Here is a 14,646-nt window from a genome sequence, read left to right as displayed (position 1 = left end):
AAGGATCAGTAAGACGCTTGGCACTCGCCACCCTCATCCCGCCTGTAAGACAGCCCAGTGCTTAGAGGCCACGCGCTTATGAAAACCCCCACCCAGACCAACGCAATTGACTTTGACAGTGCCAAATTGCAACGCCTGGGATTTGGCCAGCCATCCTTGCGCCCACGCCGCCCCGCCACCCTCGCCGAACTTCGCCAGCAACTGAACCAGCAGTTGCAGACCAGCCTGGAGCCGGAGCGCATCCTGGGCCTGTTCTTTCGTGAGGTTCAGCGCCTGGTGCCGCTGGACGCGTTGCAATACCGTCACGCCGCCAGCGACCTGCGCCTGGAGTTTGGCCACCGGGGTCATCACTCCGTCAGCTACACCCTGAGCCATGAAGGCGAACACCTGGGGGAACTGGTCTTTCGTCGCAACCAGCGGTTGCTTGAAGAAGAACTGAGCCAACTCGAACTCCTGCTGGTGACCTTGCTTTATCCGATGCGCAACGCCCTGCTCTACCGCGCCGCCACCCGCAGCGCCCTGCGTGACCCGTTGACCGAAACCGGCAACCGTGTGGCCATGGACCAGACGCTGCAGCGAGAAATCGACATGGCACGCCGGCATTTGCACCCGCTCTCTTTGTTAATGCTGGACATCGACCACTTCAAGAAAATCAACGACACCCATGGGCATGCTGCGGGCGACAGCGTGCTGCGCGCCGTAGCCGGGGCGATCAAACGCCAGCTGCGCAACGTGGACATGGTGTTTCGGTTTGGCGGGGAGGAGTTTTTGATCCTGCTCTCCAACACCGGTCGCGATGCCGCGAGAATGGTGGGAGAACGCCTGCGCCAGGCGGCGCAAGCCCAGGACTACTGGGTGGAGGGCACGCGAATCGAACTGACCGTGAGCCTCGGCTGTTCTACGCTGCTGGCGGCCGAGTCGGCTGAAAGCCTGCTGCGCCGGGCCGACAATGCGTTGTACGTGGCCAAGCGCGAAGGTCGCAACCGCTTGGCGATGGCGGGATAAAGCCAGTTGTGGCGAGGGAGCTTGCTCCCGCTGGGGCGCGAAGCGGCCCCATTTTTTATTTAAAAAGAATGGGCCTGCTACGCAGTCCAACGGGAGCAAGCTCCCTGGCCACAAATACCATCCGAACCGTTACATCACGCCTCGCTGGCGATGCGCACAGGGCGCTCGCGAACGGCTGGCGCCTTGTCTTTTTCCGCATTCTCTAGACGCATGCAGCTTTCCAGGAACAAGTGCATGTAGTCGTAGCTCTTGCACACCGCCTGGCGCAACTCCTCCTGCAAGGCCTTGCTCGGGTTGGTCCCGGCCAGTGTGCAGATGATTTCCAGGGCTTCCCAAGGGTGGGCATCGTCGTATTGGGCGTGCATCTTCAGCCACTTCATCGCCCGCTTGCGATCTTCCTCAGGGAAGGCGGCAGCATACACACCGGTAGAGCAGACCACGGCGGACCACTCCCCCGTCGCCCCCTCGATCGCGTAGTTGGTGGCGGCAATCGCGACGATCAACGCATCCGCCGAGCTGGTGTGCCAGCACCAATGACTCAGGGCGTGCAACTCGGGCGGCACCTCCTGCGCTTGCAGTTCTTCAAGGCTGACGCCGTGAGCCCGCGCCCAATTGACCCAATAGTCGGCATGGTTGAGCTCCACGCGAATGTTGCGCATCAGCCAACGGCGCGCCATATCCTCCCCAGGATGGCGGGCAAACTTGGTCTTGGTCAGGTTCTGCGCCATGTACAAGGCAAACTGTTCCACCACCGGCCAACCACCAATCAGGTAGTGGCGCATGGTCTTGGCGCTGAGGGCGTTGTCGCGCATGCGCTGGTACAGTTCGTGCTCGACAACCCGACGCTTGCTCTCGCTACAGTCCTGGATCAGTTGCTGCGCCCAGGCGGGGTAACTCGAGGCTTCCATAAGCGGGCCGGTTCTGTTGAATGTGTCGATCACTGTGGGGCTCCTTTTCAAGTGTGATTGTACAGACCAGCAAATGTTTCAGCGGAAAGTGCCGGGCGCCTTGAATAACAGAGGCTGCGGCCGCTCAGGTCGGCACTGCAGGCTATCAAAGGTAAACAATTGCGGGCGTTCAATCAGGTAGCCCTGAGCGTAATCCACACCTATCTCAAGTAAAGCCTGTTCGATCTGGGGTGTTTCAACAAACTCGGCAATCGTGCGCTTACCCATGACGTGGCCGATGTGGTTGATCACCTCGACCATGGCGCGGTTAATCGGGTCGTCCAGCATATCCTTTACGAAACTTCCATCGATCTTCAGGAAGTCTACAGGTAAATGTTTCAAATATGCGAATGAGGACATTCCGGCGCAAAAGTCATCCAGGGAAAAATGGCACCCTAACGCTTTGAGTTCATTAATAAATCGAATCGCACTGCCCAAATTGGCTATAGCGCTCGTTTCAGTTATTTCAAAACAAATCATTTCCGGTGGAATGCTGTAACTATCGAATTTCTGACGTAAAAAACCCAAAAAGTCATCATCGCCAATGGTGATGCCTGACAGATTAATCGCACACATGGCCATGGGTCGGCCCGGACGCTCATGCATGCAGCGGGCGATAATCTTGAATACGTTTTCCACTACCCAACGGTCCAGGGACGTCATCAAACCGTAACGCTCGGCAGCCGGAATAAAACTGTTGGGTAAAATGATCCGCCCCGCTTCGTCATGCAGGCGCAGGAGAATTTCGATGTGCCCATTGCCAGCGTCGGTAGGGCCCAACGGCGCGATTTCCTGGGCATAGAGGCAAAAGCGATCTTCTTCAAGGGCGATATGCAGCCGCTGTACCCAGGCCATCTCGCCAAACCGTAGAGACAACTCGGAGTCGTCGACGTGGTAGACCTGCACCCGGTTGCGCCCCTTTTCCTTGGCCATGTAGCACGCCATGTCGGCGGCGCGCAGGGAGGTTTCCAGGGTGGTCGGGGTTTGCGAGATATGCACCAGGCCGATGCTGACAGTGGTCATGAAGGGCCGCCCCTTCCACACGAAGTGCAAGCTTTGCACGGTATGGCGCAGGCTCTCGGCGATTTTTTCCGCCACCGGCGCCGGGCAGTTTTCCAGCAGGATGCCAAACTCGTCGCCGCCCAACCGAGCCAGGGTATCGCCTTCGCGCAAGTCTGATTGCAACAGCGCGCAGATGTGACGCAACAATTCATCGCCTGCCGCGTGCCCACAGGTGTCATTGACCAGCTTGAACTGGTCGAGGTCGAGGAACATCAAGGCATGTCGCCCACTTTGCTGGCGCGCGACCTGTTGCAGCACCTGTTCAAGGCGGAACTCGAACTCGCGACGGTTGGCCAGGCCGGTCAAGGCGTCATGGGTGGCCTGCCAGGAAAGATTGGCGATGTACTGGCGTTCCTGGGTCATGTCGTGCAGCACCAGGACCGCACCGCTGATCTTGCCGGCGCTGCGGATCGGCGCGCCCACCAGGGTGACCGAGACCGTGCTGCCGTCCAGGCGCTGGATCAGCTTGGAATGCTCGCTGCCGCCGCTGAACTGGCCCTTGACGATGTGCTCAATCAGGGTGAATCCGTCGGGCTCGGCGTTTTCATTCAAAAGCTTGAACAACGCCGCCAGCGGCAGGCCCTGGGCCTGCTCCGAGCGCCAGTGGGTCAAGGCTTCAGCGGCAGGGTTCATATAGGCAATGGCCCCGTCGACATCGGTGGTAATCACCCCGTCGCCAATCGACTCCAATGTAATCTGCGCCCGCTCCTTCTCCGCTTGCAGCGCATCGGCAAAGGCATGACGCTGGGCCAGCAGCTTGTGGGTGCGCAGCAGCGCCAACACGATCAGGCCCAAGGCCGTCGCCAGGTTGGTGATCAACAACAGGCGCAGGATCATCCGCGAACCTTCGCCCAGGGCATCGCTGAACGCCTTGGCGGCGGGCGTCACCCCTTCATTGATGGCCGTGATGCGCGCCTTCCAGCTATGGACATCGTCACTGCTGACGTAGCCGGAGGTAATGGCGCCGTGCATCTCCTGGGCCAGCTCATCCAACTGCAGCAGATAGCCGTCGCCCACCGTCCACAGCTCAATGGCTTTTTCCAGGTAGCTGAAATGGCGGAAGTTGAGGTACAGCCAGATCAGGCTGGAAACGTCGTCCGGATGGTTGCCGCCCTTGAGGATACCCAGGCGCGCGGCCTCCATGTCTGGATTGGGACGGTCCAGGGCAATGCGCAATTCATGCCCACCCTGGGGCACGGCAATGGCCTGCTGGTATTTGAGGTAGGTGGCGTCGTTGCGGTTATCGGCGTAGAGGGTCAGGTAGTAGATAGCATCCTTCTGGCCCTTGGACCACAGGCTTTCGCCCGCCACATAACCCCGCACTGCCGAAAGCACGTAGAGACTGACGCAGCCTAACAATGCCTGGAACAACACGACGGCGATGAAGGGCCAGACAATACCCAACAGGCGTGGCGTTCCGAGAGTCCGCTTTTGCTTCATGAAGTCCCTTACACATGCACAGCTTAATACGCACGCGAAAATCCGCTCCCGATAGCACAGCTCAAGCTAAATCAACGCACTTGTTGCAAGTGTCCGTACAGTTTGGCGTACAACCCACCATCGGCAATCAACTGCTGATGGTCGCCATCCTCGGCGATGTGCCCGCCATCGAACACCAACACTCGGTCAGCCTGCTTCACCGCAGACAGCCGGTGAGCGATGATCAGTGTAGTACGCCCGCTGAGAAACCGCGCCAGTGCCTGGTGCAGGTTGTACTCGGTCGCCGCATCCAATGCAGACGTGGCCTCGTCCAGAATCACCACTTTAGGCTCGGCGAGCACCATGCGGGCAATCGCCAGGCGTTGCCGCTGGCCACCGGAAAAGCGCACGCCCGAACGCCCGACCACGCTGTCCAGGCCCAAGGGCAGTGCCTTGACAGTAGCATCCAGTTGGGCGATTTCCAGCGCCTGCCAGCAGGCTTGATCGGTGCGGGTGCGGCCCATGGTCAGGTTGGCGCGCACGGTATCGTTGAACAGCGCCGGGTGTTGCAGCACCACCGCGACGTTTTCGCGGATGGTCTCCAGGCCGATCTCCTGCTGGGTGGCAGTGCCAAAGCGAATGCTGCCGGCCTGCGGCGTGTAGAGCCCGAGCAACAGTTGCACCAGGGTGCTTTTACCGCCGCCGCTGGCGCCGACAATTGCCACCTTTTCACCCGGTGCGATGGCCAGGTTCAACTGGTTGAGTACCAGGTCTTCGCCGTAGCCGAAGTCGAGGCCACGCACTTCGATGCCGACCGTCTCGCGCCCGCTGAACGGGTCTGCGCCGCCTGGGTATTGCGGCTCATCGGCACGCGCCAGCAGCTCGTTGATGCGCGACAGCGCGCCACCCGCCGCGTAATAGGCGTATTGCAGGTTCAGCAGTTGTTCCACCGGGCCAATCATGAACCACAGGTAACTGAACACCGCGAGCATCTGGCCGATGGACAGGTCGGAAAACAGCACGGTGAGCATGGCCGCGGCGCGGAAGATGTCGATACCGAACTGGAACAGCAAGCCACTGGCGCGGCTCGACGCGTCGGTTTTCCACTGGGAATGAATGGCGTAGTCACGCACTTCCTGAGCACGCTGGCCCAGCCGCCCGAGGAAAAAGCCTTGGCGGTTGCCGGCACGTACTTCCTGGATGGCATCGAGGGTTTCAGTCAGCGCCTGGGTAAAGCGTGAAGTACTGTCGTTTTCCAGCTTCTTGAGGTGCTTGACGCGCTTGCCCAATTGCACCGTGGCGTAGATCACCAACGGATTGAACAACAGGATCAACAACGCCAGTTGCCAATGCATCCACACCAGGATCGCCGAGGTGCCGACCAGGGTCAGCATCGCCACCAGGAAGCGACTGAGGGTTTCACCCACGAATTTGTCCAGCGTGTCCAGGTCGGTCACCAGATGAGTGGTGACCGTACCGCTGCCCAGGCTTTCGTACTCACCCAGAGAGATACGCTTGAGACGCTCGATCAGGCGCACGCGGATGCGGTACACGATGTCCTTGGCCAAGCGCGCAAACAGCCGCGCCTGCACCACGTTGAACACCAGCGCGCCGCAGCGCAGGGCCAGGGTGACCAAGAGCATCAGGCCGATATAGCCAGCGGCTTTTTGCCAACCCAGGGGCAGCGCGTGGTTCATCACCTTGAGGGCGGCATCGCCATGGCCCAGCAGCACTTCGTCCACCAGCAACGGCAATAACAGCGGGATAGGCACGCTGCACAGGGTGGCGAGCACGGCGACACCGTTGGCGACCCACAGGGATTTCTTGTGGCGCAGGGCCAGGCGGCGAATTTCTGCCCAGGTCAGGCGGTCGGTGCGTGGAGGCTGTTCATACACAGGCAGCTCGCTCCAGCCATCGACCCAGTAACGGCGACAGCTCGGACAGCGGCTGGTAACCATTGGTCAGCAAGGCCAACTGGCCGTTGCGCTCGGCCAACAGGGTCGGGAACCCGGCAATGCCCAGGTCCTGTACCCAGGTGAAATCGGCCGCCGTGGCCACGTGCTGCTCGGCACGGTCGAACTCGCCGGCAAACTCGATACGTGGAATGCCGGCCTGCTCGGCCAGCTCAACCAACACATGGGCGAGGGTCACGTCCCGTCCTTCGACATAGAACGCATGCTGGATCAGCCCCAGCAGCTTCCAGGCGCAATCCGGCGCCAGGCTGCGTGCGGTGACGATAGCGCGGCACGCCGGCTCCGTGTCGTAGACAAAACCGTCGGGCAGCGCGCCGTCACGCTTGAACGGCTGGCCGGTGGCGTCGGTGACGGCCTGCCAGTGTTCAAGGATGTAGCGCCGGGTAGTCGGCTCCAGCGCCGCGCCGCTGCCGGTGCGCAAGCCGCCCACCACCAGGTGCACGTCCACGCCGGCCGCCTGGGCCTGCTCCACCAGCGCTTGTGCCACCGGGGCAAAGCCCCAGCACCAGGAACACATCGGGTCCATTACATAGAGCAGGCGCGCAGACATGGCTCAGGCCTCGGAAGGGGTTTGCTTGTAGTTGTAACCAATCGGGTGCGGCATGTTGCGGGCCTTGGCCAGTTCGATCTGCTTCTGGCGGTCGATTGCGCTGCGACGGGTCTTCTCCGGCAGCTTATCCCAGCAATGGGGGCAACTGATGCCCGCCACGTAATGCTCGGAGGCGCGCTCTTCTACGCTCACGGGTGTGCGGCAGGCATGACATTGATCGTAGTCGCCTTCGCTCAAGTCGTGGCGCACGGTCACGCGATTGTCGAACACAAAGCAGTCGCCCTGCCATTTGGTTTCTTCCTGGGGCACCTCTTCGAGGTACTTCAGGATACCGCCCTTGAGGTGGTAGACCTCATCGAAGCCTTCGCTGAGCATGTAGCTCGAGGCCTTCTCACAACGAATGCCCCCGGTGCAGAACATGGCGACCTTCTTGTGCTTGGCCGGGTCGAAGTTGGCTTTGATGTAGTCGGGAAATTCGCGAAAACTGGTGGTTTTCGGGTCGATTGCGCCTTCAAAAGTGCCGATGGACACTTCGTAGTCGTTACGGGTGTCGATCAACAACACTTCCGGGTCGCTGATCAGCGCGTTCCAATCCTGCGGGTCGACATAGGTACCGACTTTTTTGTTCGGGTCGACGCCTTCAACGCCCAGGGTCACGATCTCTTTCTTGAGCTTGACCTTGGTGCGATAGAACGGCTGGTCGTCGCAGTAGGATTCCTTGTGGTCGATGTCGACCATGCGCGGGTCTGTTTTCAGCCACGCCATCAGGCCGTCAATGCCTTCGCGGCTGCCGGAAACGGTGCCGTTGATGCCTTCTTCGGCGATCAGCAAGGTGCCTTTGATGCCGTTATCGACCATCGCCTGCAACAGGGGCTCGCGCAGGGCGACGTAATCTTCGAGGGTGACGAACTTATACAGTGCCGCCACGACAATCGGTTGAGTCATGGGTGTTCTCTCCAGGTGGCTACCCTCGTAAGGGGTGAACCGGATAGCAGCTGCGAGTTTTTAGCTGCAAGCTACAAGTAAAAGCAAAAAAAACGCGCCGACTAAGCGGCGCGCTGAGGATTGTAGCAAGAAGGCAGCTGCGAGGGCTCTACTCTTGAAGCTTGCAGCTGAAAACTTGTGGCAGCTTCAATGTCCGCCGGCGCACGTCGGCGAGGCCGGGGCTGCGCCGATTGTCGCCCACTCGTCAGGCGTATAGGTATGCAGCGCCAGCGCATGGAACTCGCTCATCAGATCACCCAGGGTGGCGTAGACCTTCTGATGGCGCTTGACGCGGTTGAGCCCCTCGAACTGCTGGCTGACCAGCACGGCCTTGAAGTGGGTCTGCAACCCACGGCTGTGCATGTGGCTTTCATCCAGCACGCTCAAATGTTGCGGGGCCAGGGCGGCAAGGGCCGTTTCGATACGCTGTTGCATGGTCATTCCCGCTTACTTCTTCTTGGCCGGTGCGGCGGCTTTTGGCGCCAGCTCGTTGGTCATGTCTTCCAACAGCTTGTTCACCACCGGTACGGCGCTTTCCAGCTTGGCCTGGGTCATCTGGGCCGATTGCTGGGTCAGCTGCGGCATTTTTTCCAGGACTTTCTTGCCAAGTGGCGACTGGTAGAACGCTACCAGGTCCTTGAGCTCGGATTCGCTGAAGTTGGTGGTGTAGAGCTTGACCATGTCGGGCTTGAGCTTCGGCCAGCCGATGGCCTGGTCCAGAGCGGCGTTGGCCTTGGCCTGGTAGCTGTCCAGTACCGACTGCTTGGCGGCAGGCGCCTTGGTCTGTTCGAAACGCTGGGCGAACATTTGCTGCACTTGCATGTACACCGGGGTCCCCAGCTTGTCAGCATGGGCCAGGGTAAGGAAGGCTTCGGCACTGGCGTTGTGGCTGGCGGTATCGGCAAGAACCTGGCCGCTGGCGCAAACCAGAGCAACCGCGGTACAGATGGCACGAAGACGAGTCATCGAGTTTCCTTTTCTAGCAGGCGAGGTAAGACCCCAAGGGCGACCATTCTGCGCCTAAAAAACCTCGCGGCTCAACCCCACTCCTTGGCAAGCCCCGGTTTCACGGGGCGCGATGGCACAAATGCGCTTTTAGGGAACCCACGCTGGCCGCCAGGGCCTAAACTGACCAATCACGACTGCATAAGGAGGGTGACCGATGAGCCGTATCGAAACCGACAGTTTGGGGGAAGTACAGGTCCCTGATGACGCCTATTGGGGCGCGCAAACCCAACGTTCGCTGGTCAATTTCGCGATTGGCGAGCAGCGCATGCCGCTGGCGGTATTGCATGCCTTGGCCTTGATCAAGAAGGCTGCGGCGCGGGTCAACGACCGTAACGGCGACCTGCCCGCCGATATTGCCCGCCTGATCGAGCAGGCTGCCGACGAGGTTCTGGACGGCCAGCACGACGACCAGTTCCCGCTGGTGGTCTGGCAGACCGGCAGTGGCACCCAGAGCAACATGAACGCCAACGAAGTGATCGCTGGCCGCGCCAACGAACTGGCCGGCAACAACCGCGGCGGCAAGAGCCCGGTGCACCCCAACGATCACGTCAACCGTTCCCAGAGTTCCAACGACTGCTTCCCTACCGCCATGAGCATTGCTGCGGTGCAAGCGGTGAACAAGCAACTGCTGCCGGCAATCGCCACCTTGTCCGGTGGACTGGCAGAATTGGCCGCGCGGCATATGAAGCTGGTCAAGACTGGCCGTACCCACATGATGGATGCCACACCGATCACCTTCGGCCAGGAACTCTCGGCGTTTATCGCCCAGCTCGATTACGCCGAGCGTGCGATCCGCAGCGCCCTGCCCGCGGTGTGCGAGCTGGCCCAGGGCGGCACCGCCGTCGGCACCGGCCTCAATGCACCCCATGGCTTTGGCGAGGCGATTGCTTCCGAGCTGGCCGCGTTGTCGGGTCTACCCTTTGTGACCGCGCCGAACAAATTCGCCGCCCTCTCCGGCCATGAGCCGCTGGTGACCCTGCACGGCGCGCTGAAAACCCTGGCCGTGGCGCTGATGAAAATCGCCAACGACCTGCGCCTGCTGGGTTCCGGCCCTCGCGCCGGGCTGGCCGAAGTCAAGTTGCCGGCCAACGAACCGGGCAGTTCGATCATGCCCGGCAAGGTCAACCCCACACAATGCGAAGCGCTGTCGATGCTGGCCTGCCAGGTGCTGGGCAACGACGTGACCATCGGCATGGCCGCCAGCCAAGGGCACTTGCAGTTGAACGTGTACAAACCGGTGATCATCCACAACCTGCTGGAGTCGATCCGCCTGCTGGCCGATGGCTGCAACAACTTCCAGGAGCATTGCATTGCCGGTCTTGAACCCGACGCCGAGCAAATGGCCCAGCACCTGGAACGCGGGCTGATGCTGGTCACCGCCCTCAACCCGCATATCGGCTACGACAAGTCAGCCGAAATCGCCAAGAAGGCTTACGCCGAAGGGCTGACACTGCGTGAGGCTGCACTGGAGCTGGGCTACCTCACCGATGCCGAGTTTGACCAGTGGGTGCGCCCGGAAAACATGCTCGGCGCTTAAACCGACATCCGCAGCCGCCGGGCCCTGAGCCCGGCGAGCAGCGAAGGCGCCAGCGCCACCATCGCCGAGCCAGTCACCACCACCAAAGCCCCCACATACCCCAAGGCATTGATCTCTTCGGCTTGCACATAGTCCGGCCACAGCCAGGCCGACACTGCCACCGCCACAAAGGTCACCAACGGCGTCAACGCCAGGGTCGCACTGACCCGCGAGGCTTCCCAATGCGCCAGGGCTTCGGCAAATGCGCCGTAGGCCACCAGCGTATTCATGCAGCACGCCAGCAGCAGCCAGCCTTGCAGCGGGCTCAATTGCAGCGCCTCCAGCGGGTGCGCCCAAGGCGTGAGCAACACCGCGCACGACAAGTAGATCACCATCATCACCTGCAATGAATTCCATACCGTCAGCAACTGCTTCTGCCCCAGTGCATAGAACACCCAGATGGTGGTGGCGAGCAGGATCGTCAGCACACCGGCAGTGTAAGTGCCCATGGACGTCAGCAACTCCACCAGGCGTTGGTTGAAGAACAAGCCAAAGCCTGCGATCAGCATCATCAGCCCCACCCCCTGCCCCAAGCTGAAGCGCTCCTTGAACACAAACACACTGGCAACCATCAGAAAGATCGGGCCCATCTGCACCACCAACTGCGCCGTGCCTGGGCTGAGCATTTTCAGGCCAACCAGGTACAACACGTAGTTGCCCACCAGGCCACACACCGCCATGCCCACCAGCCACCCACCCTTGGGGCCAAGCACTTTGCGGCTGGGCAGGCGTTTGGTGGCGGCCAGGTAAACGAACAGGCACGTGCCCGCTACCATGAGGCGAAACCAGGTCACGGTGATCGGGTCCATCACCTGCAACACTTGCTTGAGCTTGATCGGGAGAATGCCCCACAGAAACGCGGTCAGCAGGGTCAGGAAGAAACCGTAGACCCAGCGGCCGGAAGAGATGTGCATGAGTGCCCCAGATGCCAGAGGAAGTGGAGCAGGCATTCTAGGGGCAAGTCACTGAGTTCGGATACGTCACAGTCTTGAAGGTGGGGGCTGGCTTGCCTGCGATGGCGATTTATCTGTGTCCAATCTGTCGCTGACCCACCGCAATCGCAGGCAAGCCAGCTCCCACATTGGCGGTATTCCCACCTGACTCAGCGTACGGCTTCGAAGAGTCCGGTGGCGCACATCCCACCACCCACGCACATGGTGACAATCCCGTAACGCAGGTTGCGCCGTTGCAGCTCGCGCACCAGGTGCCCCACCTGCCGCGAGCCGGTCATGCCGAACGGGTGGCCGATGGAAATCGAGCCGCCGTTGACATTGTATTTGGCGTTATCGATCTCCAGGCGATTGCGTGCGTAAAGGCACTGGGAAGCAAAGGCCTCATTGAGTTCCCACAAGTCGATATCCGCCACCTGCAAACCCTTGGCCTTGAGCAACTTGGGCACCGAGAACACCGGGCCAATGCCCATTTCATCCGGCTCGCAACCGGCCACGGTAAAGCCACGGAAGAACGCCTTGGGCTTGAGCCCCAGTGCCAAGGCTTTTTCCAGGCTCATCACCAGGGTCATCGACGCACCGTCGGAGAGCTGCGAGGAGTTACCTGCCGTTACCGAGCCATCCTCGGCAAATACCGGCTTCAGGCCGCTGAGGCTGGCCAGGGTGGTGTCCGGGCGGTTGCAGTCGTCCCGGTCTACCACGCCATCCAGGATCTGCACCGCGCCAGTGTTCTTGTCCTCGACCTTGTACTTGACCGCCATCGGCACGATTTCATCGTTGAACAAGCCATCAGCCTGGGCCTGGGCGGTGCGTTGCTGGCTTTGCAGCGCATAAAGGTCCTGGTCTTCGCGGCTGACGTGATAGCGGCGCGCAACGATTTCGGCGGTCTGGCCCATGGGGAAGTAAATGCCCGGCACCTGTTCTTTAAGCAGCGGGTTGATCAGGTTATCGGTGTTGACGCTCTTCATGGTCAGGCTGATGGACTCCACGCCACCGGCAACAATGATGTCGCTGCAGCCCGAAGCGATCTGGTTGGCGGCAATGGCAATCGCCTGCAAGCCCGACGAACAGAAACGGTTGAGAGTCATGCCCGCCGTACCGGTGCCCAGTTGCGAGAGCACCGCCACGTTACGCCCGATGTTATAGCCCTGGGCGCCTTCGTTGGAGCCGGCACCGACGATGCAGTCTTCTACCGTCGCAGGGTCGATACCGTTGCGGGCCAGCAGCGCATTGACACAATGGGCCGCCATGTCATCGGGACGGGTCTGGTTGAACTTGCCGCGAAAGGATTTGGCCAGGCCGGTTCGCACGCTGTCGACGATCACTACTTCACGCATGGGCTACCTCGATCTTGTGGTTGTGGATCGAGGATAGATCCAGGCCTGGCCGACCGCGATGATCATTCACTGCGTGGATGCAAAAGCATGGAGCCTCTGTAGGAGCGAGCTTGCTCGCGAAAAACTAATAGGCGCCGCGTTCACTCAGGAAGCACGCGTTATCGTTGACGTTTTTCGCGAGCAAGCTCGCTCCTACAGGCTATTTCTTTTTCTTCTTGTCGTGCTTGTCGCTTTTATCAAACGCTTCTTCCAGCGCACGGTTGATGGTGCGCAGCACCTTGACCCGCGCCCAGCGCTTGTCGTTGGCCTCGACCAGAGTCCAGGGCGCCACCTCGGTGCTGGTGCGGTCAACCATATCGCCCACTGCCGCGCGGTAGTCGTCCCACTTGTCGCGATTGCGCCAGTCGTCTTCGGTGATCTTGAAGCGTTTGAAGGGGATTTCTTCACGGGCCTGGAAGCGCTCCAGTTGCGTCTCCTTGTCGATGGCCAGCCAGAACTTGACCACGATCACCCCCGCATCGCGCAGTTGCTCTTCGAAGTCATTGATCTCGCCATAGGCGCGCATCCAGTCCGCAGGGGTACAGAAGCCTTCGATGCGTTCCACCAGCACGCGACCGTACCAGGAGCGGTCAAACACGGTGAACATGCCGCGCGCCGGGATTTTCTGCCAGAACCGCCATAGATAAGGCTGGGCCCGTTCGTCTTCGCTGGGCGCGGCAATCGGCACGATGTGGTACTGGCGCGGGTCCAGTGCTGCCGCCACTCGACGGATCGCCCCACCCTTGCCCGCCGCGTCGTTGCCCTCGAACACGCTTACCAGCGCGTGCTTGCGCATGCGTTTGTCGCGCATCAGCCCAGAGAAGCGCGCCTGCTCGGTAATCAGTTGTTCTTCGTAATCATCCTTGTCCAGACGCAGGGTCATGTCGAGGCTGTCGAGCAGGCTCTTTTGGTCCACCGAGGCAAGCAACGGCGCCGGGTTCATGCCGCTGGCCTTGACCTTGGCCTGCTTCAGGGCACTTTGCAGCCCATCGAGCAGGATCTTGCCCACGGTCAGCCCACGGTAATGGGGGTCGACGCCTTCGATCACATGCCACGGCGCGTAATCGCGGCTGGTGCGGCGCAGCACACGCTCACCGAAATGCACGAACTTGTCGTAGGTCTTGGACTGCTGCCAGTCCAATGGGCTGATGCGCCAGCTGTGCAGCGGGTCGTCGGCCAGGGCCTTGAGGCGCGCCTTCATCTGTTTTTTGGACAGGTGGAACCAGAATTTGAAGATCAGCGCACCTTCATCGCAGAGCATCTTTTCCAGACGTTCGGCGCCGGCGATGGCCTGGTCCAGGCGCGCATCCTTGATCTGCCCATGCACGCGGCCTTGCAGCATCTGGCTGTACCAGTTGCCGAAGAAAATGCCCATGCGGCCCTTGGCCGGCAGTTGCCGCCAGTAGCGCCAGGCCGGTGGACGCGCCAGTTCTTCGTCGGTCTGCTGGTCGAAGGTGCGGACTTCGATCAGGCGCGGGTCCATCCATTCATTGAGCAGCTTGACGGTTTCACCCTTGCCCGCGCCCTCGATGCCGTTGATGAGGATGATCACCGGGAAGCGTTTCTGCTGTTGCAGCTCGTACTGAACTTCCAGCAAGGCTTCACGCAAGGCCGGCACTTCGGCGTCGTAGGTGTCTTTGTCGATGGCGTGACCGATTTCGGCGGATTCGAACATGGGCAGCTCCGTTTCAAGATGGCTCAAGACTAGCGGATTGGGCCCCGACACGCGCAAGGAAATACAACCCAGCCTTGCCATGGATCAATTCAACGCCTGTTGATCGGCTAGAATGGCCGCC

The 14,646-nt window shown here is 60.7% G+C and carries 12 protein-coding genes; 2 read left to right on the top strand and 10 right to left on the bottom strand.

All coding sequences use genetic code 11. The annotated features are described in order from the left end of the window. Positions 1-78 precede the first annotated feature (78 nt). Positions 79-1,005 (top strand): GGDEF domain-containing protein, encoded by a 927-nt coding sequence (locus HBO10_RS13710; protein WP_014719251.1) that lies wholly within the window; start codon positions 79-81, stop codon positions 1,003-1,005. 134 nt (positions 1,006-1,139) lie between these two features. Here HBO10_RS13710 and HBO10_RS13705 read toward each other — a convergent pair whose 3' ends face one another. The 7 genes from HBO10_RS13705 to HBO10_RS13675 form a co-directional block, all read right to left on the bottom strand. Beyond that, the gene (locus HBO10_RS13705) at positions 1,140-1,946 is read right to left on the bottom strand and encodes an iron-containing redox enzyme family protein (protein WP_034126163.1); all 807 of its coding nucleotides are present in this window, start codon (positions 1,944-1,946) and stop codon (positions 1,140-1,142) included. 45 nt (positions 1,947-1,991) lie between these two features. Continuing rightward, entirely contained in the window at positions 1,992-4,454 is a 2,463-nt protein-coding gene (locus HBO10_RS13700; protein ID WP_034126162.1) for an EAL domain-containing protein, read from the bottom strand. A gap of 71 nt (positions 4,455-4,525) precedes the next feature. Continuing rightward, entirely contained in the window at positions 4,526-6,328 is a 1,803-nt protein-coding gene (locus tag HBO10_RS13695) for an ABC transporter ATP-binding protein (RefSeq protein WP_034126161.1), read from the bottom strand. Continuing rightward, positions 6,321-6,923, bottom strand: a complete 603-nt coding sequence (locus HBO10_RS13690; RefSeq protein WP_169922010.1) for a DsbA family protein — start codon at positions 6,921-6,923, stop codon at positions 6,321-6,323. Before HBO10_RS13690 ends, HBO10_RS13695 begins: the two co-directional genes overlap by 8 nt. 36 nt (positions 6,924-6,959) lie before the next feature. Next, entirely contained in the window at positions 6,960-7,901 is a 942-nt protein-coding gene (locus HBO10_RS13685) for a rhodanese-related sulfurtransferase (protein WP_034126159.1), read from the bottom strand. Positions 7,902-8,087: 186 nt separating this feature from the next. Then, positions 8,088-8,381 (bottom strand): BolA family protein, encoded by a 294-nt coding sequence (locus HBO10_RS13680; RefSeq protein ID WP_034126158.1) that lies wholly within the window; start codon positions 8,379-8,381, stop codon positions 8,088-8,090. A gap of 6 nt (positions 8,382-8,387) precedes the next feature. Then, the gene (locus tag HBO10_RS13675) at positions 8,388-8,906 is read right to left on the bottom strand and encodes a DUF2059 domain-containing protein (protein WP_014719258.1); all 519 of its coding nucleotides are present in this window, start codon (positions 8,904-8,906) and stop codon (positions 8,388-8,390) included. Between the two features lie 196 nt (positions 8,907-9,102). Here HBO10_RS13675 and HBO10_RS13670 point away from each other — a divergent pair, with 196 nt between their 5' ends. Further along, positions 9,103-10,485, top strand: coding sequence for a class II fumarate hydratase (locus tag HBO10_RS13670; RefSeq protein WP_014719259.1), 1,383 nt, complete (start codon positions 9,103-9,105; stop codon positions 10,483-10,485). On the opposite strand, the gene HBO10_RS13665 is transcribed toward HBO10_RS13670, so the two are convergent. The 3 genes from HBO10_RS13665 to pap all read right to left on the bottom strand — a co-directional run bounded on the left by HBO10_RS13665 (position 10,482) and on the right by pap (position 14,525). Continuing rightward, a complete protein-coding gene (locus HBO10_RS13665; RefSeq protein ID WP_034126157.1) occupies positions 10,482-11,438 on the bottom strand; it encodes a DMT family transporter in 957 nt (318 codons plus the stop codon). The genes HBO10_RS13670 and HBO10_RS13665 overlap by 4 nt on opposite strands. Positions 11,439-11,626: 188 nt before the next feature. Further along, positions 11,627-12,811 carry a thiolase family protein gene (locus tag HBO10_RS13660; RefSeq protein ID WP_034126156.1) on the bottom strand — a complete coding sequence of 395 codons (1,185 nt, stop codon included), beginning with the start codon at positions 12,809-12,811 and terminating at the stop codon, positions 11,627-11,629. Between the two features lie 199 nt (positions 12,812-13,010). Beyond that, positions 13,011-14,525, bottom strand: coding sequence for a polyphosphate:AMP phosphotransferase (gene pap / locus HBO10_RS13655; protein ID WP_014719262.1), 1,515 nt, complete (start codon positions 14,523-14,525; stop codon positions 13,011-13,013). Positions 14,526-14,646: the final 121 nt, after the last annotated feature.

This window comes from Pseudomonas sp. WS 5503 (assembly GCF_012985385.1).
In the GTDB taxonomy this organism is placed as follows: Bacteria; Pseudomonadota; Gammaproteobacteria; order Pseudomonadales; family Pseudomonadaceae; genus Aquipseudomonas; species Aquipseudomonas paracarnis.
Note: the sequence above shows the minus strand (reverse complement) of the source record. Positions and strands in the feature narration are given on the sequence as shown.